This window comes from Enterococcus sulfureus ATCC 49903 (genome assembly GCF_000407605.1).
GTDB classification, from domain to species: domain Bacteria; phylum Bacillota; class Bacilli; order Lactobacillales; family Enterococcaceae; genus Enterococcus_G; species Enterococcus_G sulfureus.
The window spans coordinates 17,716-44,622 of sequence record NZ_ASWO01000006.1 but is presented as its reverse complement, the minus strand read 5'-3'; the positions used below and the strand labels follow the sequence as shown (position 1 = coordinate 44,622).

The window sequence follows — 26,907 nt, the reverse complement described above, 5'->3', positions numbered from 1 at the left end:
CCTCATTTTAATTCATTGATCGTAGAGGCCAAAACGCGATGTCTTGAGCTAGACCATTTAAAAAGAGCGTTCGCTGATCTTCAAGAGGGAAGATTCGACCACTTAGTACGGCTTCACCATGATTGATAAAGAGTTCAAACACAGATTGGTCAACGAACAGTTGTAAATGGATCTCACCAGGATTTGTTTGGTATTGGCGTGTGGTGCCATATTCTGCATTAATGACATGAGACATTTGACCACGATCTACGGTTATCATACCACGAGTTGTATCGTAGGCAATGACTAAACCGTTATTTTTATCTAGATCACTTGCAATAACTAATTCTCCTGTTTGCTCTGCCGGTAAGGTCAGTTGTAATTCATAACTATTGGTAGAAACAGTCACCTTGTCTTGTAAGTCTTCTAAAGTATAAGTAGATTGTTGTTGACGTAGTGCAGTCGTTTCAGCAGCTGGAACTTGATACAATCGATTTTGTTTCATGTGTAATTCACGAACTAAGGACAGTCCATGCGCCCAATTTTCTTGATCAGTAGGATACGTCAATTCAGGTAGCCCGATCCAACCGATAGTTAGTGCACGGCCATCTGGTGCTTGAAAGCCTTGTGTAGCATAAACATCAAATCCTTCGTCGATATGAGAAAGAGCAGAAGGCGAACGTAAAGTGGCCGTTGTCGTATCAAAGCTTTCTGCAGTGATATACGTATTCGGATAAATATTTTGATAAGAACGAACTTCTTTTGGCATTCCTTGTGGGCAAAAAATCAAAACAGGTGTGCCATCGACAAATAAAAGATTCGGACATTCAATCATGTAGCCCATATCTTCAGACGTAAAGTCCAATTCACCAAGTAATGTCCAATCACTTAGTGTATCTGATTGATAACACAATACTTTTCCTTTTTCATCAGTAGTTTGCGCACCAATAATCATATAATAAGTATCCTGATACCAAATCACCTGAGGGTCACGAAAATGGTGTGTATAGCCTTGAGGTGGGTCAGGAATCAAAGGGGTATCCCATTTTTTTACCGTAAAGTCTGTATCCATCATGGCACCTAATTGATACGCATGGCGGTCCCACTGTTCATTACGAACATTACCAGTATAGGCTAAAAATAATTGATCACCTACAGGTAGTGCCGAACCTGAGTAGACACCATGTGAGTCATAAGGGGTATCTGCTTCTAAGCGAATACCATCTTTTTTCCAATCGATCAAGTTATCTGAATACAGATGGTACCAAGATTTCAGACCATGAACGGGTCCAAATGGATACGCTTGATAAAAGACATGCCATTGGCCATTAAAATATGAAAAGCCATTGGGATCGTTTAACAGACCTGTATCTGGTTGGATGTGATAATGAAAACGCCAAATAGATTGATCGACTTGTTGTTGCAATGCTGCTACGTATTCTTTGGACCACTGTCCGTAAGGTTGATACCGCAAGGGAGTCGTCCAGTTCTTAATAATCTTCATTTTTTTCTCCTTTTAGAAACCGTATTCTTTATAGATATAAAATAGACGATTTTCAACTTTTTGTCAAACGTATAACAAATGATAAGGTTACCAAATGCTTTCAAAACAACTTTTTTATTTTTTTAAATATTTTTTTGATAAACGTTTGACATTTTTTAAAAATCAGGTATGATAAAGATGAAAAAACGGTTTCACAAAAAAGGAGGAACGTTCATATGAACCACAAAGAAGTCGCAAAACGAATCGTTCAAGCAGTTGGGAAAGAAAATTTTGTTGCTGCCGCACATTGTGCGACACGGTTGCGTTTAGTGCTTAAAGACACCAAAGCGATCGACCAAGCTGCACTTGATAATGATCCAGATGTAAAAGGGACTTTTGAGACAAACGGTCAATATCAAATCATTATTGGACCAGGGGATGTCAATAAGGTATACGCAGAATTAGTCAACATCGTACCTGTAAAAGAAGCGTCAACGGAAGAATTAAAAGCAGTCGCGCAAGAAGGCAAACGTAAAAATCCAATTATGGATTTGATTAAGGTATTATCTGATATTTTTGTTTCTATTATTCCAGCTTTAGTTGCCGGCGGTTTGTTGATGGCGTTAAACAATGTATTGACGTCACCAAAATTATTTGGACCAGAATCACTTGTTCAAATGTTTCCAGCGATTGCTGATTTGGCCTCGATCATTAACTTGCTAGCTTCAGCACCATTTGCTTTCTTACCAATTTTAGTTGGGTTTTCTGCAACGAAACGGTTTGGAGGAAATCCTTATCTAGGGGCTGCGATGGCGATGTCCATGGTTATGCCAATGTTGGTCAATGGATACGATGTTGCAAAAACCATCGCGGATGGTTCGATGCCGTTTTGGAATCTATTTGGCTTACAAGTAGCCCAAGCTGGTTATCAAGGATCTGTACTACCTGTTTTAGCAGTATCGTATATTTTGGCAACGATCGAAAAGTATTTGCATAAAAAAATGCCATCTGTATTAGATTTTACATTTACGCCAATGCTGTCTATTATTGCAACTGGATTTTTGACTTTTATTGCAGTAGGACCGATTATGCGTGCCTTTTCTGATGGATTAACAAATGGTTTAGTTTGGTTGTATGATACAACAGGACCTTTTGGGTTAGCGATTTTTGGTGCATTTTACTCACCAATCGTGATTACTGGGCTTCATCAAAGTTTTCCAGCAATCGAAACAACATTATTAGCTGATATTGCGAAAACGGGTGGAAGTTTTATCTTCCCAATTGCATCGATGGCAAATATTGCCCAAGGTGCTGCTACATTAGCGATTTTTGTGGTAACAAAAAATGAAAAACAAAAAGGGTTAGCCTCTAGTGCGAGTATCTCAGCGTTATTAGGGATTACGGAACCAGCGATTTTTGGGGTCAATTTAAAATTAAAATTCCCATTCTTTTGTGCCATGATCGCCTCAGGTATCGCAAGTGCCTTTATTGGAATCTTCCATGTATTAGCGAGTTCATTAGGTTCTGCTGGCGTGATCGGATTCATCTCGATCGCACCAGGAGGATACGCAGGATTTGCCATCTCAGCATTGATTAGTTTTGGGATTGCATTTACCCTAACATTTGTCTACGCTAAGAAAAAAATGGTTGAACCATTAACGGATGCAACAGATAATGTAGCAGTTGAGATCAACGAAGATCCAATGCACGATGTAGCGGGTGTTCAAGATGAAACCGTTACGTCACCAGTTGCTGGTCGTGTGGTAGCGTTAAAAGAAGTGAACGATCCAGTCTTTTCTACAGAAATGATGGGGAAAGGATTTGCTGTGATTCCCGAAAGCAATGAAGTGACAGCACCTGTTAGCGGAGTGTTGACGGTCGTGTATGATTCCAAACACGCATTTGGTATTCAATCTGATCATGGAGCAGAAGTATTGGTCCATATTGGTATCGATACGGTCAATTTAGCCGGAGAACATTTTGATACTAAGTTGACTCAAGGTGCGATCGTGAAACAAGGTCAAGTTTTAGGAACGTTTGATAGAGCGGCGATTGTAGAAAAAGGATACGATCCAACAGTCATGACGATCATCACCAATACAACGGCCTATGCGAATGTCGAGATGACTGCAACTGGTCCAGTAGCAGAAAATGCTCCAGTATTATTGCTTACACAGCCAAGTTAACGTATATATGCATAAAAAATGAATGTTATTTAAATTTTGTAAGAGAATTTCCTAGGAAATTCTCTTTTTTTCATAATAGCTTTATCATCTGACATTCTTTTGTTATAATGATTTTCACATAAAGGAAAAAGGAGCGAACTACATGACAATCTATAATTTTTCAGCTGGACCTGCAATTTTACCACAAGAGGTATTACAAAAAGCCCAAGCATCCTTATTAAATTACGAGGATAGTGGGATGTCCATAATGGAACTGAGTCACCGGTCCTCCTTATTCCTAGACGTGATCAACCAAGCAGAGCAGTTATTACGCGATCTAATGAAAATTCCAGAAAACTATCGCGTGCTTTTCATGCAAGGTGGTGCAAGTTTGCAATTTTCAATGATCCCGTTGAATTTTGCCCAACATAAAAAAGCGTTGTATGTCCATACAGGAGCATGGGCGAAAAAAGCGATCCAAGCAGCTCAAATGGTGCCAAATGTCGAAGTCGAGGTGATCGCAACTGGGGAAGCGACGAATTTCACAGCGATCCCTACGATCCCAGAAGAAGCCTTTGATCAAGAGGCAGCCTATATTCATATTACAACTAATGAAACGATTGGTGGGGTCGCATTTCAAACGATCCCAGACACGAAAACGATCCCGTTGATCGCCGACATGTCATCAAATATTTTAAGCAATGACTACCAAGTTGAAGATTTTGCGATGATCTATGCTGGTGCACAAAAAAATATTGGACCTGCTGGATTAACTGTTGTGATTATTCGCGAAGATTTTTTAAATGATACCCCAATATTTTCACCAATGTTAGATTATGCGGTACAAGCCAAAAATGAGTCGATGTATAATACACCACCGACGTTTGCGATCTATATGGCTGGTTTAGTATTCGAGTGGCTAAAAGAACAAGGCGGCGTACCGGCCATTTTGAAAAAAAATCAAGAAAAAGCCAATGTCTTATATGACGCTTTAGAAGCATCGAACTTATTTTCAAGTCCAGTCGATCCAGCTTCTCGTTCACTAACGAATATTCCATTTGTGACAGGAGATGACGCAATCGACAAATTATTTGTCAAAGAAGCAACTGCAGCTGGATTTGAAAACTTAAAAGGGCACCGTTCCGTTGGGGGCATGCGTGCGAGTCTTTACAACGCCTTTCCGCTTGAAGGGGTTCAAGCGCTAGTCGAATTTATGCACACATTTGAGCAAAAACAGGGGGAAAAGTAAATGTTTCAAATTAAAACATTCAATGCCATTGCTTCAGAAGGAATGGAGCGTTTTGAAAAAGAACGTTATGCGATCAATGAGAGTGAACAACCAGATGGAATTATTTTACGCAGTCAAAAATTACATGAATATGCCTTTCCTGAAAGTGTAGTCGCTGTCGCTCGTGCTGGAGCTGGGACCAACAATATTCCAGTTGAAGAATGTACGAAAAATGGTGTGGTCGTCTTTAATACTCCTGGTGCAAATGCCAATGCGGTAAAAGAGTTAGTGTTAACGAGTTTGTTTATCGCAGTGCGTCCTGTAGTCCAAGGGATTGAATGGGTGCAACAACAAACAGAAACAGACCTTGCGAGTCATGTAGAAGCCAATAAAAAACAATTTGCTGGTCATGAATTAGTCGGAAAAAAATTAGGTGTTATCGGTCTAGGGGCGATCGGTGCGATGGTCGCAAATGATGCGTATCGTTTAGGTATGGAAGTGATGGGATACGATCCTTATGTTTCTGTGGATACTGCTTGGAGCATCTCACGTCGCGTCAAACGCGCACAAGAAATGGATGAAATCTTAAAAACCTGTGATTTTATTACCGTCCATGTCCCGTTGATTGACAGTACACGCAATATGATCGGCACAAAAGAGATCGCGGCAATGAAAAAAACCGCACGATTATTAAACTTTTCTCGTGGTGAAATCGTAGATACGGATGCTGTATTGGCAGCAATTGAAGCGGGTGAAATCGGAGGCTTTACAACCGACTTTGCCGAAGAGCGTTTGTTGCATCATCCTAATATCACCGTCTTGCCACACTTAGGTGCATCGACGGAAGAAGCGGAAATCAACTGTGCGAAAATGGCCGCTAGAACATTGAAACGTTATCTAGAAACAGGCGTTATCAAAAATTCAGTTAATTTTCCAACGGTTGAGATGTCCTTTCATTCACCATATCGTATTACGGTCATTCATAAAAATATTCCTAATATGCTTGGACGTATTTCTTCAGCAATTGCGGAATTTTCAATCAATATCGACAATATGATCAATCGTGGACGTGGTGAGTTTGCTTATACTTTAGTTGATGTGACAGAAACCGATGAAGCTGTCTTACAAGATGTATTGGCCCGTTTAGAAAGTAGCGAAGATGTCGTTCGGGTGCGCATTATCAAAAATCAGGAGGTCATCTAACTATGGTTCAAGTTCGTCCGTTTCGTGCGATTCGTCCGAAAGAAGAATTAGCAAAAGAAGTAGCAGTACTGCCGTATGATGTAGTAGATAGCAAAGAAGCAAAGGAATATGCGAAAGACAATCCGTATAGTTATTTTCATATCGACCGTGCAGAAATCGATCTAGAAGATTTAGAGAGTCCTTACGAAGCGCGAGTGTATCAAAAAGCAGCTGAAAATCTAGCGAAATTTTTAGAAAATGGCTGGTTAAAACAAGAAGCTAAAGCCGCGTATTATTTGTATCGTCTGACAATGAATGGACGTAAACAAACAGGGATCGTAGCGACAACCTCGATCCAAGAATATTTAGATGGTAAAATCAAGAAACATGAATACACTCGTCCAGAAAAAGAAGTGGACCGAATGAACCATATCCGCGCGTGTAACGCTGATACTAGTCCGATCTTTTTAAGTTACCGTCAAACAAAACCTTTAGAAACGATCATGAAAGAATGGCCTCAAACACATGTGCCGTTGTATCGGTTTACAAGTTTTTACGACGTAACACATGAAGTGTGGGCGATCGATGATGCGAGTGTAATCGCACAAATTGAAGCAGCCTTCACAGAAGTTCCAGCGTTGTATATCGCAGATGGTCATCATCGTACGGAATCAGCAGTAAAAATTGGATTGGAAAAACGCGAACAACAACTCGCAACGCCTGAAGGTGAAGCTTTTCTATCGATTTTATTCCCAGAAACGGAACTTGCGATCTATGAGTACAATCGCATCGTCAATGTTCCTGTTGAAAAAACACAGTTATTCGAGCAGTTAGCTAAAGTCTTTGAAATCAATGAAATTGGGTATCAAAAACCAAGTAAAAAAGGCGAAATCAATTTATTTCTTGAGGATACGTGGTACCAATTAGTAGTCAAAGAAGAACTACGATCAACTGATCCAGCAGCAAGTCTTGATGTGGCTTATTTACAAGAACACGTCTTAACCCCGTTATTTGGGATCGAAGATGTCCGTACGGATAAACGCATCGATTTTGTCGGTGGGATCCGTGGTGAAAAAGAGTTAGAGAAAAAAGTTTCAAGCCCAGATTGGGTATTGGCGTTTGAAATGTATCCGACACAAATGAGTGATTTATTAGGCGTCGCGGATGCTGGTGAAATCATGCCGCCAAAATCAACGTGGTTTGAGCCAAAATTATTGAGTGGGTTATTTATTTATAGTCTAGCTTAATCTAAACAGAAGTGAGGAATCCTCACTTCTGTTTTTTTATTTGGATTTGCACTCGCTTTTAGAATATAGTATTCTACTATTTAAGTGGTCTAGATCGAAAAAAAGAAATAGTTCACAAAAGTATAAAGGAGTGTGTTCACTTGGAATGGATTAAGTTAATTGGAATTTTGATTATTGTCGTAGGATTTATTTTAAAACTTGATACGATTGCAGTCGTTATTGTAGCAGGTTTGGCCACAGCACTAGTATCCGGTTTAACACCGATTGAATTTTTGGAAACACTAGGGCAAGCCTTTATTGATCAACGATTGGTGACAATCTTTTTTATTACCTTACCGTTGATCGGCTTATCCGAAGCGCATGGCTTAAAAGAACAAGCTGTACGTTTGATCAAAGGGATCAAAGGGCTCACCACAGGTTCATTTTTAACGATCTATTTAGCGATTCGTGAAGTTGCAGGCTTATTTTCGATTCGTCTTGGAGGACAACCTCAATTTGTCCGTCCTTTGGTCCAACCGATGGCAGAAGCCGCAGCTGAAGCAAAATACGGCGAGATCACAGAAGAAGAAAAAGAAGTCATCAAAGGAAAATCCGCTGCCATGGATAATTACGGAAATTTCTACGGTCAAAATACCTTTTTAGCTGCTTCTGGAGTGTTATTGATCGTAAGTACATTAGACTCGTTAGGCTATAAAATTACGGGTTGGGATATCGCGAAAGCGTCGATGCCAGTTGCGATCATTGCCTTTATTTTTGTGGGGATCAGCAATTATCTATACGATCGTAAATTAGCGCGTACCTATAAAGAGCAAAAGGGGGATAACTAGTGGAAACAGTGACGTTTTGGGATCAATTACTCGAATGGTTCTACATTTTGATTGGCTTACAGTTAATGTATACTGGTGTGAAAGTATTTCAACAAAAAGAAAATGCAAAACGTGTTGGAAGTGCCTTGTTTTGGTTTGATCTAGGTATTTTATTCACATTTGGTAAAGTGATTCCACCTGTTGCAGCAGGAGTATTGGTTGTCTTATTAGGTGTGATTACGATCTTTAAACAGTTTAGTATTACAAAATTTCCTGATTTTTCAGTTGCAACGTTAGAAAAATCAGCGAAAAAATATGGCAATCGCTTGTTTATCCCGGTATTATGCTTAGCTGTGATTTCAATGGTGTTAGCTAAATTCATTCCGCAATCAGGTAAAGTGGCAATTGGGGTCGCAGCGGTAATTGGTACACTCTTTGCTTGGATTATTTTTAAAGGTTCAGCAAAACAAACGATGCGCGAAAGTGATCGAATGATCCAAGCGATGGGGACTTCAGGGATTTTACCACAATTATTAGCCGCTTTAGGTGTGATCTTTACTGTTTCTGGGGTAGGAACAGTGATTTCAACGTTGATTAGCGGTGTGGTACCAGAAGGGAGTAAATTCTTTGGTGTTTTAGCCTATGTATTGGGCATGGTCTTTTTTACCATGATTATGGGAAATGCTTTTGCGGCCTTTACGGTCATTACAGCAGGTATTGGTATTCCATTTGTTATTTCTCAAGGAGCAGATCCTGCGATTGCTGGAGCCTTGGCGATGACAGCTGGCTATTGTGGCACGTTATTGACCCCGATGGCAGCCAATTTTAATGCATTACCTGCTTCATTAATGGATATGAAGAGTCCATATGGGGTAATTAAAGAGCAAGCTGTGATTGCATTCTTGATGATCGTGGTGCATATTGTCTTGATGTATTTTTGGGCATTTTAAATTTAGGAGGAAAATTATATGCGTATTTTAGTAACTGGATTTGATCCATTTGGCGAAGATATTACAAATCCTGCCATTGAAGCGGTGAAGAAATTACCAGATGAAATTGCTGGTGCTACGATTACAAAATTAGAGATTCCGACGGTGTTTCATAAAAGTGCCGCAGTTGTCAAAGAGGCTTTGTTAAAAGAAGAATATGACTATGTCTTATCAGTAGGGCAAGCCGGTGGGCGTTTTGATCTGTCATTTGAGCGAGTAGGGATCAACGTCGACGATGCACGAATCCCAGATAATGAAGGGCAACAACCAATCGATGTTGCAATCCAAGAAGAGGGTCCAGCAGCTTATTTTGCAAAATTACCGGTTAAAGCGATCGTATCAGCGATTCGAGAACACGATTTACCCGCTTCTGTATCCAATTCAGCTGGAACGTTTGTATGTAATCATATTTTATACCAAGTATTGCATTTAGCGGCAACAGAGTTTCCAAATGTCAAAAGTGGATTCGTTCATGTCCCCTTTTTACCAGAACAAGTCGTGACGCGTCCGAATATGCCAGCGATGAGTTTAGAGGATATTGTGAAAGGCTTGACTGTTGCCTTAGAAACAATCGTAGCCTATGACGGAAAAGCGGATGAAAAACAAATTGGTGGAACGACACATTAAAAAAAGCGAAATGACACTAGTGTCATTTCGCTTTTTTTAATTATTCTGCTCGTAAGGCAATAGCAGCATCTTTTTTTGCAGCCATGCGTGCAGGTAAGTGACCACCGAGCATGGTTAAGATCGTGCTGATCACGATTAAAATCACTGCATGAATCGGATTGAGTTGTGCTACATTTTGTAAATCGGTTAGATTTTCTAAAATTTGATTAATTGGGAAAGTAGCCGCATACGCAATAGCGACACCTAATACTCCAGAAGCAACACCTAAAATCGCGGTTTCAGCATCGAATACACGCGTAATATCTTTTTTACGTGCCCCTAAAGCTTTTAAGACCCCAATTTCTTTGGTTCGTTCTAAAACAGAAGTATAGGTCAAAATCCCGATCATGATCATACTAGTGACTAATGAAATCCCAGCAAAGGCAACAAGAACGTAAGTAATTGCATCCATTAAGCCACCAGTTAATTTCGTCATAGTACCCGCTAAATCTGTATACAAGACTTGATCGGCTTTATCTTTTCCTTTGTTGTAATCATCTAAATAGGTTAAAATCTTTTCTTTTGTTTTAAAGTTATTTGGATAGATATAAATACTGCTTGGTGTTGCATTTGCACCCAAGTAAGTTAACACTGCAGCTTTTTTGGTTTCATCTAACGTTTCATTCGTTAACACGTTCGTCTTGCTTTGATCTTGTGCTTTCACGATCTCAGAGTCTTTGTTTTGTTTGATAACTTCTTGCGTTAACGAATCGCTATAGGCGATCCCAGGAGCGAGTAGATCCATTGTCGCTGAGCTTTTCGCTTTTAAGATTCCGACAATTTTTAAGGTTTGATTTTGACTATTATCATAAACTTTTGTCAAATCTTGATTGGGAATAAAGTTTCCAGTTGGTAGTTTCGTATAATAGGCATTATTGAAGGCTAATTTAATAGTCGTTCCTAAAATGTCTTGATAAGAAATCGATTCTCCGTTTTTGACATCAAAGCCTAAGTTATTTAAGGCATTGACGTTTGTTGTGCCGTTTTCATCTACGATTAAAACTAAATCATTTGGATTACTTGGATACTGGCCATCTACGACTTGGTAATTTTGTTTTAAGAAGTTGTCTTTTGATGGATCTAATTGGTCAGGGAAAACAGAAATTCCAACACCAGTAGAGGTTGCAAAACTTGCAGCATTTTGACCTTCAGCTTTTGCATTAGAAAATTGAACTTGTTTGATCGTTCCGTCTACGTCACGTAATAAATTTAAGTTGGTGGAACGACTAAAGCTGACATTATTGCTCCAGTCTGGGTTGATTTTTTTAATGTAGTCGACATACTCTGTAGAAAGATCATTGGTATGTTGAGCAAGATCTTGTTCACTCGTTTTTGCTAGAACTTGATCTTTAGCAGCTTTTTCTTGTTTTTTTGTGTTAGCGTTACTAAATAGTTCGGTATTGTCTTGTGTGATCTGTGAAATTGTCACCGGAAATTGAGCAAGTGTTTCAGATTGAGTTTTGTCGATTTGCTTTTGAAATCCATTGGACAAAGACAATACGATCGCGATACCAATGATTCCGATACTTGAAGCAAATGACGTTAAAAATGTCCGCCCCTTTTTGGTACGAATATTATTGAACGACAAGCGCAAAGCCGTCAAAAAAGACATCCGCGTACGTTTTAATTCAAAATCGTTATCTGGTTTTTCTTCGATATAAGGATTGGAGTCTGTTAGGATCTTCCCATCTGAAAATTCAATAATACGATCGGCATATTCTCTAGCAAGATCAGGATTATGTGTTACCATAATGACTAATTTTTCTTGAGATAATTCTTGGATCAAATTCATGATCTGTACACTAGTTTCAGAATCTAGAGCACCGGTTGGTTCATCACAAAGTAAGATTTCCGGATCATTTGCTAATGCCCGTGCGATAGCGACACGTTGCATTTGACCACCAGATAATTGGCTAGGTTTTTTGTTGAGATGATCTTTTAGTCCAACACGTTCTAATGCTTCTTGTGCGCGTTTGCGACGTTCTTCTTTAGGGATTCCACTTAATGTCATTCCTAGTTCGACGTTATCTAAAATTCCTTGATGCCCAATCAAATTGTAACTTTGGAAAACAAAGCCGATAGAGTTATTACGATAAGCATCCCAGTCTGTCAATTTGAAATGTTTCGTAGACTGTCCATTGATGATCAAATCACCACTATCGTATTGATCTAATCCGCCGATGACATTTAGCATCGTGGTTTTCCCTGAACCACTTGGACCTAAAATGGCCACGAATTCTTTTTTGCGAAAAGCAACCGTGACACCATCCAATGCACGTGTCTCTGTCCCACCTACGTTATAATATTTTTTAATATCTTTAAGATTTAACATACGCATACCCTTTTCTGTAGTCAGATTTTTAATCATTCATTAACGTGATTGTAACGAATTTGAAAAGTTTATGCAAAAAAAAGCATCCTTTTCTTTAAAAAGAAAGGGATGCTTAATTATTTAGCCTTTAACCGAACCAGAAGTGATTCCTTCTACATAAAAACGTTGTAAATAAATGAAAAGAAGAGTGATTGGAATGGCGATCAAGACACAACCTGCTGTAAACGCCATGAAGAGTGAGTTCGCAGTCGACTTGGTCATCATGGTAAACAATCCAATCGCGATTGTATAACTTTCGACTTTGTCGCCCATAATGATTTTGGCAAAGATGAAGTCCATCCAAGGTGCAGTAAACGCACCTAAAGCTGTAAATACGATGATTGGTTTTGATAAGGGTAAGGTGATCTTAGTGAAAATCTGCCACTTGTTTGCTCCGTCGATCATCGCCGATTCATCTAATGCCATCGGTACAGTATCAAAAAATCCTTTAGCAATATAAAAGCCTAAAGCCGCCCCAGATGAGTAAACTAAGATCAAAGCGAATAAACTACCCGTTAGATTCATTGCTTTTAAAATATAATAGATCGCGATCATACTCATAAATCCAGGGAACATGTTCAATACCAACGCTACTTTTAAAAACGGTTTGCGTAATTTAAAGCGCAAGCGAGATAAGGCGTAAGCCATCGCGATCGTGATCAGAGTCGAGAAGAGACAACTGAAAACCGATACGAATAACGTATTGAAAAACCAACGCACAAATGGGAAATTGCCACTTGCATTCGTTAATAAGACTTTATAATTGTCTAAGGTAAATTGTTTTGGAATGATGTAGGGAACAAACGCACCACCTTCGGCACGAAAACTTGTTAATACGATCCAAACAATTGGAAATAGCCAGATGATCGCCAATACAGTCAATAAGACGTAAACGAAGGTCAATGTACCACGTTCTTGTTTTTGATAACTCGTTTTCTTCATCTTTTTACGCCTCCTTAAATGAATTGGTTCGTGTATATGCGACTAGACTAAATACAGCAGATAGGATAAAGATCAAGATTCCGATAACAGAAGCTAAGTTGTAATCGAGTGTTTTAACAGTCAAATTGTATAACCACGTTACCAAAAGATCCGTTGACCCGGCTCCGTAGTAATTAGAATTTGATGGTCCGCCGCCAGTTAATAAGTAAATCACATTGAAGTTATTGACATTGCCGATAAATTGTTGGATCAAAGCAGGTGTCATGATAAAAAGAATTTGTGGGAACGTAATATTTCTGAAAATTTGGAATTTATTTGCTCCGTCGATTCGCGCCGCTTCGATTTGGTCTTGCGGTAAGTTTTGAATTACACTAGTCGCAACTAGCATTGTAGCGGGAATCCCGATCCACATATTCACTAAAATAATCGAAATTTTTGCCATCGTTGGATCTGTTAAAAAGGGGATAGCAGAGTCAATAATGCCCATTTTTAATAACAGTGCATTGATTGGTCCAGCACCATTTAATAGATTACGGACGATTAAAAGGGAGATGAATTGGGGAACAGCCATCGTTAAAACGAAAATCGTGCGCCATCCTTTTTTAAACTTCAAACCTTTAGTGTTGATCAATAAAGCTAAAATGATTCCGAAAAAGAAACAGGTAGCAGTCGCAGAAACTGCCCAGATCAACGTCCAACCTAAAACAGGAAAGAAGGTTGAGGCCATATCACCAGTGATGACATTGCCAAAGTTTTGTAAGCCGACCCAATGAAAAAGATTTTTAGGTGGCAAGTGATTGTGATCGTAATTTGTAAAAGCAATCGAAATCATATACAGCAATGGTAAAATCGTAAAGAATAAAACACCTAATAATGGTAGAGCCATCAGTGTAATATGGAAACGTTCGTTTAATAAGCTGGCTAAATCTTGTTTTGTTGTTGGAATGGCTTCGCCTGCTTGTTTTAACTCGTATAAATGGCGTGTGCTCTTTAAATTGACGATATACAAGATAATAATGATTGCACAGACTAAAACGGCCGCAATCCCAAATAAGAGCAGTAACATTGAATTATCGCCTTCTTGTAAGACGCGGATCCCTAAAGCTTCATCATAGACTAGTCCTTGTTTTTTCGTTCCCAAAGTCACAAGCATCGCTAGAGCGTGAATTCCATTACGAATCAACCAATAAATAAATCCAACTTCTGCTACTAAAAATAAGCACCCTTTTAACCATTGTTTATTGGCTAAGTTTGCCGCACCCATGATCAAGAAAGATAATTTTGTTGGCCAATCGCCTTTTGCAAATACCTCTTTAAAGGTTGCATGTTGTTCATATCTGTTCTTTTTGAACATCGCCTTTTCACTCACTTTCTTTTAATATCGATCACTGGGTTACGTTAGCCAGTAATCCAAATTTGAAAAAAAGATTGACGCAAGGGGAATACTTGCGTCAACTCTTGATTTATTCAGTCGTTTTTGAAATATCAGACACAAGTTTGTCTAATTTATTCATATATTGGTCTTCTTTGATTGATCCTTTGTACGTATCGTTGATCAATGCATCCATTGCTGGCCAGAAGGTATTCATTTCTGGAAGTTTTGGCATAACGACAGAATGTTCGCTATCTGACATTTCGATTACCGCAGCCGTTACCGCATCAGAAGCGACTTTTGAGTCAGTTTGTAATGTTTTATTAGAAGGGACAATTCCGAATCCTTCAAATTCTTTCATTTGAGACGTTTCGTTTGAAAGGTAATCTGCTAGTGTCAATGCAGCAACAGGAGATTTTGTTTGTTGGTTGACTGCAAATAATTTTACACCTAAGAATGCTTTCATTTGTTTTTCACCACTGCCAAAATCAACTTTTGGATAAGCAGCCACTGCCATGTTTTCACCTAATGCTTTTTCCACGTCATTCTTAGACCAAGGACCAGATAAGAACGCATCTGTTACACCAGATTCTAAGTTTGAAAGTGCTTCTGCTGAAGACTGTACCACACCAGGGTTATTTTTTTGCGCCGCGATCCATTTTAAGACTTCGACACCGTTTTCATTATTAAAGTCAGTTCCTTTAACATCTTCACCAGTTTTTCCATATAAGACATCACCGTTACTCATAAATAGTGGAGAGAAGATATAGTTGGCACCGGCATCACCGAAGTTTGTACCGATTTTTCCTTTAGCAGTCATCTCACTCCATGTTTTGACATCAGCTTCTGAAAGTTTTGCTTTATTGTAGTATAGAACTTGAGATTCGACACCATAAGGGAAGCCATATAATTCTTCTTTCCAAGTGGCCCCTTCAACAGCTGAGTCGACGTTATCTTTTTTGACGTTTTCAGCAAATTTAGTTTCAGTAAATGGATAAAGTAATCCTGCATCCGCCATTTGGCCGATTTGGTCATGAGGCATCATAAAGACATCAGCTGCAGCGCCTGGATCTTTTGATACATCTTGTTTTGCATCTGCAGATGATCCAGCTGCGATTTCCACTTTGACATCAGGATATTCTTTTTCAAAATCAGCAACAATTCCTTTGAACATGTCGACTTGTTCTGTATCTACCCATAATTTGATATCGCCTTCAGGTTTAGCTGTTGATCCTTTATCTGAAGAAGCGGTATCTTTTTTGTCAGAAGATGAATCCCCGCACGCAGCAAGCAATAATGCGGAAGCGCTTAATATTACACCCGTAGTCAAGTACTTTTTCCAATTTGTCTTCATTTTCTCTGCCTCCAAAACTTGTTTTTTGTTTACACACATATTATGCAACCGTTTGCGAAAATAGTCAAGACGAATTCGATAAAAAAACAGCGATATTTTTCTTTAGAACTAGAATTATTTATTTTATTTCTATTTATTGGGCTTTTTTAATGCTTATAAATTTTAAAATATACGCAACCGATTGCTGTTATTTGTTGAAAAAAAACAAAAGCTATGGCATAATTTAGCCAAAACTTACTGAAATAGAATGGAGACTCGTTTATGAATACAGCTGCGATTTATCATCGTCCAGAAAGTGAATATGCCTACCTTTACAAAAAAGACCACATGCACATTCGCTTGCGAACTGCTAAAGGGGATATGAAACACGTTTATTTGATTAGTGGTGATCCTTATCTTTTAGATAAAGAAGCTTGGTATAACGAACGTGAAGAAATGAAAAAAATCGGATCCACTTCTTTATACGATTATTGGTTTATTGAAAAAACAGCACCATTTCATCGTCTAAGTTATGGGTTTGAAGTCGAAGGTGTGGAAGGTATTAAAGCGTTCTATGGCGACCACGGTGTATATGCGGCTACTGAACCATTTATTAGTATGCCAAATAATTATTTTCGCTTGCCGTATTTCCACGAAATCGATCGGGTCAAACCAATTGAATGGGTAAAAGAAACCGTTTGGTATCAAATTTTTCCAGAGCGTTTTGCCAACGGTGATCACACGAATGATCCAGATGGAACGTTGCCTTGGGGAAGTAAGAATCCAGATCGAGATGATTTCTTTGGTGGCGATCTACAAGGAATTATTGACCATTTGGATTATTTAGAAGATTTAGGGATCAATGGACTGTATCTGTGTCCGATTTTCAAAGCGCACTCTAATCACAAATACGATACAATCGATTATTTAAAAGTCGATCCAGCTTTTGGTGATGAAGCTACATTAAAAGAATTGATTGCAAAGTGTCATGAACGTGGAATCAAAATCATGCTCGATGCGGTATTCAATCATATCGGTGATACCTCACCTCAATGGCAAGATGTACTAGAAAATGGCGCAAACTCAAAATATGCTAAATGGTTCCATATTCATGAATTTCCAGCGACCTATACACCAGGTGATCACGATGAAGACGCGCGCGATTTAACTTATGATGTCTTTGCGTTTACCCCTCATATGCCGAAATTAAATACAGCAAATCCAGAAGTACAAGCGTACTTGTTAAATATTGCGACGTATTGGATCAAGGAATTTGATATCGATGCGTGGCGCTTAGATGTAGCCAATGAAGTCGACCATGCATTTTGGAAGAAATTTCGTGAAGCTTGCACAGCAGTCAAAGATGATTTTTATATTCTAGGTGAGATTTGGCATTCTTCACAAAGTTGGTTACAAGGTGATGAATTTAGCGCCGTGATGAATTATGCCTATACCGATTCAATCAAAGATTATATGATCGAACATACGATTGATAGTACAAAATTAGTCTCTGAATTAACAGATCAATTGATGCTTTACCGTAGTCAAATCAATCAAATGCAATTTAATGTCCTTGATTCTCACGATACGCCACGAATTTTAACGGAAACGAGGGGAGACAAAGATTTAATGCGCCAAGTCATGGCCTTTACGTATCTCCAACCTGGCGTGCCTTGTATCTATTATGGCGATGAAATCGGGATGACGGGGGAAATGGATCCAGATTGCCGTAAATGTATGGTGTGGGATGAGCAAGAACAAGATTTAGCGCTAAAAGAATTTGTCAAACAACTGATTGCACTACGTAAAACACATATTCCAACGTTATCTGAGGGAAGTCTAGTATGGCAAATCGATGAAGCGTGTGAAGACCATCTATGTCTAATCCGTCGCAATCAAGGGACAATTATCAAAAGCTATTTCAATTGTGGAACAACAGCTAAAACGATCTCACAAACTGAAATTTTGATGCAAAACTTAGCTTATGAAAAAGAAGGAACTATTATGATTGAACCAAAAGGATTTGTCGTGACAGTCGAAGAAGAGGCGTCAGATGAATAATACTTGGTTTAAAGAAGCAGTAGGGTATCAAATTTATCCCAGAAGTTTTCAAGATAGCAATCAAGATGGCATTGGGGATTTGCGAGGGATTATGCAAAGAATCCCGGAATTAAAAGCATTGGGAATCGATTTTATTTGGCTGAATCCAGTCTATGCTTCACCAAATGTGGACAATGGATATGACATTTCAGATTTTCGAGCGATTCATCCTGACTTTGGCACAATGGAGGATATGGATGAACTGATCAACTTAGCCCATGAATATGAAATCAAGTTGATCATGGATTTGGTCGTCAATCATACAAGTGATCAACATCCCTGGTTTCAAGAAGCTCAAAAAAGTAAAGACAATCCTTATCGTGAGTTTTATCATTTTGTCGATGCGACAAAAGATACTCCCCCAAATGATTGGCAAAGTTTTTTTGGTGGCTCGACTTGGACTTACCAAGAACAAACCAAGCAAGCCTATTTCCATATTTTCGCTCCAGAACAACCGGATCTTAATTGGAAGAATGAAACGATGCGTAAAGAAATTTATGCGATGATTCGTTGGTGGTTAGATAAGGGGATCGATGGGTTTCGTTTAGATGCGATCAGTCATATTCAAAAAGAAAAATGGTCTTTCAAAATTACCGATAATCCTTGGGCACCGTTTATGAATGTTGACGGAATCGATGTCTATATGAAAGAAATGAAGACTATTTTTGATGACTATTCATGTATGACCGTGGGTGAAGCCAGTGGGGTTAGTAGTCAAAAAGCAAAAGAATGGACCGATGATACAGGTTATTTAGATATGATCTTTGAATTGGAGCACATGGTTAGAAAAGGTAAAAAAGGCGAGGAACGCGTCGATCCCTTTGGTTTCAAACAAGTGATGATGCGCTGGCAAGAAGATTTACAGCCGATCGGATGGAATGCGTTGTATTTAGAAAATCATGATCTACCAAGAAGCATCTCGATTTTTGGCGATGGTTCAATTCATTCTGCTAAGGCTTTAGCGATGGGGTATTTCTTTTTACGTGGTACCCCATTTATTTATCAAGGCCAAGAGTTAGGAATTGAAAATTATCCATTTACAGACATTCAGCAAGTCAATGGACAAGACACGATCGCTTTTTATCACCGTTTACTAAAGACAGAATCTAAAAAAGAGGCATTAAAACAAGCCTTAAATTTTTCACGCGACCATTCTCGTACCCCGATGCAGTGGGATGAGACAAAATATAGTGGATTTTCCACCGTAGCTCCTTGGTTAGCGGTCAATCCTGATTATCTAGAACGCAATCAAAAAAAAGAAGCCAGTGATCCAACCAGTCTATGGCAGTTTTATCGTGAAATGATTGCATTACGTAAACGTGAATCTGCTTTTTTAGGCGGCGAAATCAACTTTTTACTACCAGAAGATAAAGCGTTGTTCGTCTATCTCCGAAAAGCAAATGATCAACGATTTGTTGTGTGTGTGAACTTAACCGATCAAAAAATAACCGCTACCTTACTAGCTGAAATTTGTGAAGCGGGACGATGTCTCTTGACCAATCAAACGAAATATGATCAATTGCATCAGGAAATGGAGTTTGCACCATTTGATGGCTATGTGATTCAATTAAACGATTAAAAAAGTAGAAAGGAAACTTTCTGCTTTTTTTCGTATTTTTGACTTATGTGAAAAGAAAATGTGATAGAATGATTAAAAAGTTTTCATCTTAAGGAGTGTCCATATGAGTAAAAGTTATACTGTAGCCGTTGTCGGAGCAACTGGTGCTGTAGGAACACAAATGATTCAAATGCTAGAGTTATCCACTCTACCGATCAAAGAAGTGATCTTATTGGCATCAAAACGTTCAGCCGGCCAAACAAGAACCTTCCGAGGCGAGGAATTAACGATCCAAGAATTAGTCGCGGAGTCATTTTCAGGTGTGGATCTAGCTTTGTTTAGTGCTGGTGGAGGCATTTCAAAACAATTTGCACCAGAAGCTGTAAAACATGGCGCTGTTGTCGTCGATAATACAAGCTTCTTTAGAATGGATCCTACTGTTCCTTTAGTCGTGCCTGAAGTCAATGCGCATGCGTTAAGCGCGCATCAAGGAATCATTGCCAACCCAAATTGCTCAACGATTCAAATGATGGTGGCACTAGAACCAATCCGCCAACAAGTAGGGTTAAAACGAATTATTGTATCGACGTATCAAGCCGTTTCAGGTGCTGGTGCACGCGCGATCGAGGAATTAAAAATACAAGCACAATCGTATTTGAATGAAGAACCCGTCGACCAATGGCAAACTGAAATTTTACCAAGTGGTGGCGATAAAAAACATTATCCGATTGCATTTAACGCTTTACCCCAAATCGACGTCTTTACAGATAACGATTATACGTATGAAGAGATGAAGATGGTCAACGAAACGAAAAAAATCATGGAAGACGATACGATTCAAGTTGTCGCGACTTGTGTACGCATTCCAGTCGTTCAAGGACACTCAGAGTCTGTATATATTGAAACGGATGTTCCAGCAGACGTTGCAGACATTCGCCAATGGCTAACGAATGCACCAGGTGTCGTATTACAAGATGATCCAAGTCAACAACTTTATCCACAAGCGATTTTTTCAGCAGATCAAACAGAAACCTTTGTCGGTCGAATTCGAAAAGATCTAGATGTAGCAAACGGCCTTCATCTTTGGGTCGTTTCAGATAACTTATTAAAGGGAGCGGCAGCGAACAGTGTACAAATCGCTGAAGCGCTTCACGAAATGGATTTAGTTCGTGTCCCTTAAATTTTTTAGAAAAGTGTCGGGAAAACCGCGCTTTTCTTTTTTTTGTTGTATAATGGATGTGATAGACTCATGGGACCAAGTTGAACATGAAGTAGATAAAAAGATAGAAGAGGTGAACTTTTTTGAGTGAAATCAAAATCATCCCGCTAAGTGGTGTCCGTGAGAACGGGAAAAATCTATACATCGCCGAAGTGGAAAACGATATTTTTGTACTGGATTGTGGATTACGTTATCCAGAAAATGAATTACTAGGAATCGATACTGTGATTCCAGACTTTACGTATCTTGAAGAAAACAGCGACCGTGTGGCGGGAGTCTTTTTAACCCATGGACATGCAGATGCCATTGGGGCGTTACCTTACTTACTAGAACGTGTACCAGTACCGGTTTTTGGAACAGAACTTACGATTGAATTAGCAAAATTGAATGTCCATCGTCAAGCATCAACGAAAAAATTCAAAGAATTTCATGTGATCGATGCCCATACTGAAATTGATTTTGGTAGTACGGTAGTGAGTTTCTTTAAGACAACTCACTCGATTCCAGATTCTGTCGGGATCAGTTTGAAGACTAAAGAAGGTTCGATTGTATATACTGGCGATTTTAAATTCGATCAAGCGGCATTGCCGATGTATCAAACCGATTTTGCTCGCTTGGCTGAAATTGGACGCGAGCATGTCTTGGCGTTACTTAGCACATCAAGTAATGCTGAAAATCCAACTCAAGTGGCTTCAGAAGCACAAATCGCAGAAGAAGTTTATGATACGATCAAGTATTGGGAAGGACGAATTATCGTCGCTTGTGTCGCAAGTAATTTACAACGAGTGCAACAAGTATTAGACGCAGCAGCAAAATCAGATCGTAAAGTCGTTTTGACAGGTCAAGATTTTGGGAAGATCATTCGTACCGCGATTAAATTAGGGCGTTTGCATGTGCCGCAAGAAGACATTTTTGTTACCCAAAAAGAAATGAAGAAATATGCTCCAGAACAATTGTTGATCCTAGAAACTGGTCGCATGGGTGAACCAATCAAAGCGTTGCAAAAAATGGCCAATAGCACACATCGCACGTTGCGTATTACAGAAGGTGATCTTGTGTTTATCACAACAACACCAACGATCGCCATGGAAACCATCGTGGCCAAAACAGAAGATATGATTTATCGTTCTGGCGCAACTGTAAAAAATATTTCGGAAAATTTCCGTGTATCGGGCCATGCCAATCCAAGCGATCTGCAACTGTTATTGAATTTATTAAAACCTGATTACTTGATCCCAGTTCAGGGAGAATACCGCCAAATGATCGCGCATAAAGAAGTCGCTATGGCTGTTGGAATCAAAGAATCGCATATCTTCTTACCAGCTAAAGGAGATATTTTGGAGTATGCACATCATGAGATGCGTTTAGCAGGATCGATTCCTTCAGACAATATCATGATCGATGGTATCGGTGTAGGAGATATTGGAAATATTGTTTTACGCGACCGCAAAGTATTATCAGAAGATGGAATCTTTATCGCTGTCGTGACGATCAACCGACGCGAAAAGAAAATCGTATCCGAACCTCAAATCACTTCTCGTGGTTTTGTCTATGTCAAAGCTAGTCGTGACTTGATTCGCGAAAGTGCAGAGATGGTCGAAGAGATTGTAGAAAAACATTTACACGACGAAGAGTTTGAATGGAGTAAATTGAAACAAGACATCAGAGATCAATTGAGTCGTTATTTATTCGAACAAACGAAACGTCGACCAGTGATTTTACCTGTTATTATGGAAGCAAGCGGGCGTCATCGTCGCAAATAGAAAAAAAGATCGCCTGATTAGGCGGTCTTTTTCGTTGCAATGGATCTTGTTGTTCGAAAAATTAATTATCTGTTATAATCGAGACAATTAACTGTAGTAAAAAATGGAGGCGTCTTTTATGAAAATCACTTATCTTGGACATTCGGCTTTAGAAGTTCAATTAAATGATGATACAAATTTATTGATTGATCCGTTTATTAGCGGGAATCCGGCGGTCGAGATTGAACTCGATATGCTACATCCAGACTATATTTTGTTGACACATGGTCATTATGATCATTTAGGCGATACGGTTGAATTAGCGAAAGCAAATCAATCGACAGTAGTTGCCATGATGGAATTAACAAAATATATTGCGAAAAAAGGAATCAAACAAGTACATGGCTTAAATCTAGGTGGAGGATATGACTTTCCTTTTGGACGAGTTACGCTAACACCGGCTTTACATAGTTCTGGGATCGAAGAAGAGGGTCAATTGATTTATTTAGGTGAAGCTGCAGGAATTATTTTACAAGCAGATGGCAAAACGATTTATCATGCGGGAGATACAGCCGATTTTAGTGATCTGGCTTTGATTGGAGAACGTTACGAAATCGATATTGCATTTTTACCGATCGGGGATAATTTTACAATGGGGCCAAAAGAAGCGTTGAGTGCAGCTAAACGCCTACATGCAAAAAAAGTAGTACCAGTTCATTACAATACATTTCCAGCTATTCAACAAGATCCGGATGCGTTTATTGCAAGCTTATCTGATCAAAATGGAATCGTGATGCATATTGGTGATACGATCGAGGTGTCCTAATGGCGACCAAACATGATTTGATTTTAACGCATATTGAAGGATTGCCTGTGGGCGAACGGATCTCAGTTCGCCGAATTGCTAAAGATCTATCGGTTAGCGAAGGGACTGCGTATCGTGCAATTAAAGATGCAGAAAATATCGGATTGGTCTCTACGATCCAACGTGTAGGTACGATTCGGATCGAGCGTAAGTTAAAGAAAAATATTGAACGCTTAACGTTTGAAGAAGTGGTTCAAATTACAGAAGCCGACATTATTGGTGGTATTTCTGGACTAGACAAACATTTAAATAAATTTGTTATTGGTGCGATGCAGATCGATGCAATGAAACGCTACGTCACGCCAGGATCCTTGATGATCGTCGGAAATCGCATCAATGCTCAAGAATTGGCTTTAAATCAAGGCGCTGCGGTATTGATTACTGGGGGATTTGATACGACGCCAGAAATTGCGCGCTTAGCTGATGAGCATGCATTACCGGTATTGCGTACGACATACGATACGTTTACAGTAGCTACGATGATCAACCGGGCGTTAAGCGATCAAATGATCAAAAAAGAGATTTTATTGGTAAGCGATATTTATATGCCATTAGAAAAAACACAATATCTATCGATTCATGATACAGTGGAAGAATACCATCAACTTTCACAAGACGGCCATCATTCTCGTTTTCCGGTGGTCAATAAAAACATGCGTGTCGTCGGTATCGTAACGGCTAAAGATATTTTGGGGAAAAATCCACAACAATCGATCGAACGTTTGATGACGAAAGAACCACGCATCGTCAAAAAAGAAATGAGTGTGGCTTCTGTTAGCCATCAAATGATTTGGGACGGCTTAGAAGTGATGCCGGTCGTAGCCGATGATTTCACGTTACTTGGGATCGTGACACGACAAGACATTATGAAGGCGATGCAATTGATTCAACGCCAACCGCAAGTTTCAGATACGATTTCAGATCAAATCAATGGACAAATCCAAGTTTTGGAAATCGATAGTGACAATAAGCGATATGATCAACCAGAATTTCGCTTTACCGTAACCCCACAAATGGTCGATGAAATGGGAACTATTTCATTTGGTGTACTCAGTGAGATTATTGCCAATGCGGCAAAACGAACAATGAAAGCCAACCAACGAAAAAATATTTGGATCGAACAAGTCAATCTACATTATTTCCGCTTGATTCAACTAGAAAGTGAATTTGTATTACGTCCTAAAATTTTAGACTTAGGACGTCGTTCGGCAAAAATCGATATGGAAATTGAAATCGAAAATTCGCTTGTTGCCAAAGCGATGGTCGTCTGCCAAGTGATGGAACGACCATAAGAAAGGAAGAACTATGAGCCAAGAAGCTATTTTACAAAAAATTACGGAGTACGATACAATCGTGATCCATCGTCATATGCGACCAGATCCAGACGCGATTGGATCACAAGTCGGCTTAGCTGAAATTTTACGCGCCTCTTTTCCTGAAAAAACGATCTATCATGTTGGCGGAGAAGTAGGTGATCTAGATTTTCTAGCCACAATGCAAGAAATCCCAGATGAAACGTATCAAGAAGCGTTAGTGATCGTGACAGATACAGCTAACGCGCCACGCATCAGTGACGAACGCTATACTCTAGGAAAAGAACTGATTAAAATTGACCACCATCCAAATGACGAGCCATATGGTGATTTGATATGGGTCAATGATCAAGCGAGTAGTTGTAGTGAGATGATTGCACAATTTTGTTTTGCGCATGAAAGTTTGAAGATGACCGATAATGCCGCGCGTTTGTTATATGCAGGAATCGTTGGCGATACTGGACGCTTTTTATATCCAGCCACAACGGACCAAACCTTTATGACAGCAGGTCGATTGCGTTGTTATGATTTTGATGCTTCCAAACTAAATCGTACGTTACAACAAGTTCCATTAAAAGTGGCACGGTTGTCTGGTTTTGTCTATTCCAATCTAGAAGTCGATAAAACGGGTGCTGCAAAAGTGATCTTAACCAAAGAACTACTCGCAAAATTTGGTGTTCAAGATGGCGAAACTTCTGGTTTAGTTCCTTTACCAGGTGATGTAGAAGAAGTATTGGCTTGGGCATTATTTGTTGAACAACCAGAAGGATACTACCGAGTACGAATCCGTTCTAAAGGTCCAATCATTAATGAAATCGCCAAGCGTCATCATGGTGGAGGACATCCTTTAGCAAGTGGGGCAAATGCAAAAGATTTAACCGAAGTTGATACTATTTATCAAGAGATCTTGGCTGCATGTACAACGTATCGTGCGCAAGGAAATAAGTAGAGGAGATGGTCTAACGTGACGAAACATAGATGGATCATTCGCTTAGTAATGGTCGTTTATCTTGCTGTCGTTGCCTATTTTTATCTTCAGCGATTGCCGATTCGTTTTTTATTACTGGATAGTGCGTTGGGTTATGTTCCGATTGAACTCTACTTTTGGATCAATTGGGTCAAACATAAAAAAAGTAAACTCGTCTTATTCTTATTTTATGTGCTTTTTTTACCGAATAATGCGTATTTACTGACCGATTTAATCCATCTTAGTCGTATTGAATTTTATCCGACTTCACATGTGATTATGACCGACGCCATTGAAGTTTGGCTGATGTACTTTTTAGTCGTTGGAGGGATTTTTAGTTTAGTCGCTCTAGGATTTAGAAGTATTCGAGGGATTTGGAAACGTCTAAGTTTGCGTTATGATCTTACGAGAACACAACAAAAAAGCTACTTAGTGATCATGTTTATCTTAACCAGTATTGGAGTTTTTCTTGGCCGCTTTATTCGCTTAAATAGTGTTACGCTATTTTCTCATCCATTAAAAGTATTGAAAACTTTTCAAGAATTAGTGTCACTTCGAGCATTCTTTTTTATTGCGATGTTTACTAGCTTGCAAGTACTTTTATATTATTGGACTGCTTATCAACGAAAAAACAGCGAAGTCGATTGACTTCGCTGTTTTTTATTTACGTAGATCATCTAAGAACTCTGTTTTCGCGACAGTTTTTTCATCTTTCATTTTGATGATACGAGCAGGGGAGCCAGCCACAACAGCTCCAGCAGGGACATCTTCTGTCACGATGGCTCCAGCAGCCACTACCGCGCCTTCACCGATACGCACACCTTCTAAAACGACAGCATTCGCGCCGACTAAAACATTGTCTTCTACAATAACAGGACTTGCTGAAGGTGGCTCTAGAACACCGGCCAAGACGGCACCAGCTCCGATGTGTGCACGTTTACCCACAGTAGCACGTGCGCCTAAAATCGCACCCATGTCGATCATGGTTTCTTCACCAATCACTGCACCGATGTTGATCACAGCACCCATCATAATCACTGCATTTTTCCCAATGATCGCTTGATCACGAATAAAAGCTCCTGGTTCGATTCGTGCGTCGACTTTAGTGATATCTAGCATAGGGACAGCTGAATTTCGACGATCGTTTTCTAAATAATAATCGGTAATTTCTGTTTCATGTTGTGCCAAGAAAGCATCGATATCTTTCGCATCACCAATGGCTAAATGAAAGGCATCTTGACCGAATAATTGAATTTCTTTTGGTGTATCTTGTACTACTAATTTTCCTGAAATATAGGCTTTGACTGGCGTTTTCTTTGTGGATTGTTGAATAAATTTGGCTAATGCATAAGCATCTGTAAATTGTAAATCTGACATAAG

Annotated in this window: 21 protein-coding genes; 15 read left to right on the top strand and 6 right to left on the bottom strand. The window is 39.3% G+C overall.

Annotation, left to right across the window (positions count from 1 at the left end):
* Nucleotides 1-7: 7 nt before the first annotated feature.
* Nucleotides 8-1,483 (bottom strand): sucrose-6-phosphate hydrolase, encoded by a 1,476-nt coding sequence (locus I573_RS09800; protein ID WP_016186534.1) that lies wholly within the window; start codon nt 1,481-1,483, stop codon nt 8-10.
* Between the two features lie 215 nt (nt 1,484-1,698).
* On the opposite strand from I573_RS09800, the gene I573_RS09795 reads away from it, so the two are divergent.
* From I573_RS09795 to pcp, 7 genes are all read left to right on the top strand, one after another.
* A complete protein-coding gene (locus I573_RS09795; protein ID WP_016186533.1) occupies nt 1,699-3,648 on the top strand; it encodes a sucrose-specific PTS transporter subunit IIBC in 1,950 nt (649 codons plus the stop codon).
* Between the two features lie 142 nt (nt 3,649-3,790).
* On the top strand, nt 3,791-4,876 hold the full coding sequence (gene serC / locus I573_RS09790) for a 3-phosphoserine/phosphohydroxythreonine transaminase (protein ID WP_016186532.1): 1,086 nt from the start codon (nt 3,791-3,793) through the stop codon (nt 4,874-4,876).
* Nucleotides 4,877-6,058, top strand: a complete 1,182-nt coding sequence (locus tag I573_RS09785) for a phosphoglycerate dehydrogenase (protein WP_016186531.1) — start codon at nt 4,877-4,879, stop codon at nt 6,056-6,058.
* Nucleotides 6,059-6,060: 2 nt separating this feature from the next.
* Nucleotides 6,061-7,284 carry a DUF1015 domain-containing protein gene (locus I573_RS09780; RefSeq protein WP_016186530.1) on the top strand — a complete coding sequence of 408 codons (1,224 nt, stop codon included), beginning with the start codon at nt 6,061-6,063 and terminating at the stop codon, nt 7,282-7,284.
* A gap of 140 nt (nt 7,285-7,424) precedes the next feature.
* Entirely contained in the window at nt 7,425-8,111 is a 687-nt protein-coding gene (locus I573_RS09775; protein ID WP_016186529.1) for a DUF969 domain-containing protein, read from the top strand.
* Complete coding sequence (locus I573_RS09770) at nt 8,111-9,040, top strand: DUF979 domain-containing protein (RefSeq protein WP_016186528.1); 930 nt, start codon at nt 8,111-8,113, stop codon at nt 9,038-9,040. The genes I573_RS09775 and I573_RS09770 overlap by 1 nt, the downstream gene beginning before the upstream one ends.
* Nucleotides 9,041-9,058: 18 nt before the next feature.
* On the top strand, nt 9,059-9,706 hold the full coding sequence (gene pcp / locus I573_RS09765) for a pyroglutamyl-peptidase I (RefSeq protein ID WP_016186527.1): 648 nt from the start codon (nt 9,059-9,061) through the stop codon (nt 9,704-9,706).
* Nucleotides 9,707-9,746: 40 nt separating this feature from the next.
* Here the strand turns inward: pcp and I573_RS09760 are convergent, their stop codons facing one another.
* The 4 genes from I573_RS09760 to I573_RS09745 all read right to left on the bottom strand — a co-directional run bounded on the left by I573_RS09760 (nt 9,747) and on the right by I573_RS09745 (nt 15,784).
* Nucleotides 9,747-12,077: an ABC transporter ATP-binding protein/permease gene (locus I573_RS09760; RefSeq protein ID WP_016186526.1), complete on the bottom strand. Its 2,331-nt coding sequence runs from the start codon at nt 12,075-12,077 to the stop codon at nt 9,747-9,749.
* 120 nt (nt 12,078-12,197) lie between these two features.
* Nucleotides 12,198-13,058, bottom strand: a complete 861-nt coding sequence (locus I573_RS09755; protein ID WP_016186525.1) for a sugar ABC transporter permease — start codon at nt 13,056-13,058, stop codon at nt 12,198-12,200.
* Nucleotides 13,059-13,062: 4 nt separating this feature from the next.
* Nucleotides 13,063-14,412, bottom strand: coding sequence for a carbohydrate ABC transporter permease (locus I573_RS09750; RefSeq protein WP_016186524.1), 1,350 nt, complete (start codon nt 14,410-14,412; stop codon nt 13,063-13,065).
* 109 nt (nt 14,413-14,521) lie between these two features.
* Nucleotides 14,522-15,784, bottom strand: coding sequence for an extracellular solute-binding protein (locus I573_RS09745; RefSeq protein ID WP_016186523.1), 1,263 nt, complete (start codon nt 15,782-15,784; stop codon nt 14,522-14,524).
* Nucleotides 15,785-16,045: 261 nt separating this feature from the next.
* Here I573_RS09745 and I573_RS09740 point away from each other — a divergent pair, with 261 nt between their 5' ends.
* The 8 genes from I573_RS09740 to I573_RS09705 all read left to right on the top strand — a co-directional run bounded on the left by I573_RS09740 (nt 16,046) and on the right by I573_RS09705 (nt 26,175).
* A complete protein-coding gene (locus I573_RS09740) occupies nt 16,046-17,824 on the top strand; it encodes a glycoside hydrolase family 13 protein (RefSeq protein WP_016186522.1) in 1,779 nt (592 codons plus the stop codon).
* A complete protein-coding gene (locus I573_RS09735; RefSeq protein ID WP_016186521.1) occupies nt 17,817-19,442 on the top strand; it encodes an alpha-glucosidase in 1,626 nt (541 codons plus the stop codon). Before I573_RS09740 ends, I573_RS09735 begins: the two co-directional genes overlap by 8 nt.
* 103 nt (nt 19,443-19,545) lie before the next feature.
* Nucleotides 19,546-20,601, top strand: coding sequence for an aspartate-semialdehyde dehydrogenase (locus tag I573_RS09730; protein ID WP_016186520.1), 1,056 nt, complete (start codon nt 19,546-19,548; stop codon nt 20,599-20,601).
* Nucleotides 20,602-20,723: 122 nt separating this feature from the next.
* Nucleotides 20,724-22,403 (top strand): ribonuclease J, encoded by a 1,680-nt coding sequence (locus tag I573_RS09725; RefSeq protein WP_016186519.1) that lies wholly within the window; start codon nt 20,724-20,726, stop codon nt 22,401-22,403.
* 118 nt (nt 22,404-22,521) lie between these two features.
* Entirely contained in the window at nt 22,522-23,208 is a 687-nt protein-coding gene (locus I573_RS09720) for a metal-dependent hydrolase (RefSeq protein ID WP_016186518.1), read from the top strand.
* Complete coding sequence (locus I573_RS09715; protein ID WP_016186517.1) at nt 23,208-24,539, top strand: DRTGG domain-containing protein; 1,332 nt, start codon at nt 23,208-23,210, stop codon at nt 24,537-24,539. The genes I573_RS09720 and I573_RS09715 overlap by 1 nt, the downstream gene beginning before the upstream one ends.
* A 13-nt stretch (nt 24,540-24,552) precedes the next feature.
* Nucleotides 24,553-25,509 carry a DHH family phosphoesterase gene (locus tag I573_RS09710; protein WP_016186516.1) on the top strand — a complete coding sequence of 319 codons (957 nt, stop codon included), beginning with the start codon at nt 24,553-24,555 and terminating at the stop codon, nt 25,507-25,509.
* 15 nt (nt 25,510-25,524) lie between these two features.
* Nucleotides 25,525-26,175 (top strand): DUF1361 domain-containing protein, encoded by a 651-nt coding sequence (locus tag I573_RS09705; protein ID WP_016186515.1) that lies wholly within the window; start codon nt 25,525-25,527, stop codon nt 26,173-26,175.
* A gap of 12 nt (nt 26,176-26,187) precedes the next feature.
* Here the strand turns inward: I573_RS09705 and dapD are convergent, their stop codons facing one another.
* The gene (gene dapD / locus I573_RS09700) at nt 26,188-26,904 is read right to left on the bottom strand and encodes a 2,3,4,5-tetrahydropyridine-2,6-dicarboxylate N-acetyltransferase (protein WP_016186514.1); all 717 of its coding nucleotides are present in this window, start codon (nt 26,902-26,904) and stop codon (nt 26,188-26,190) included.
* Nucleotides 26,905-26,907: the final 3 nt, after the last annotated feature.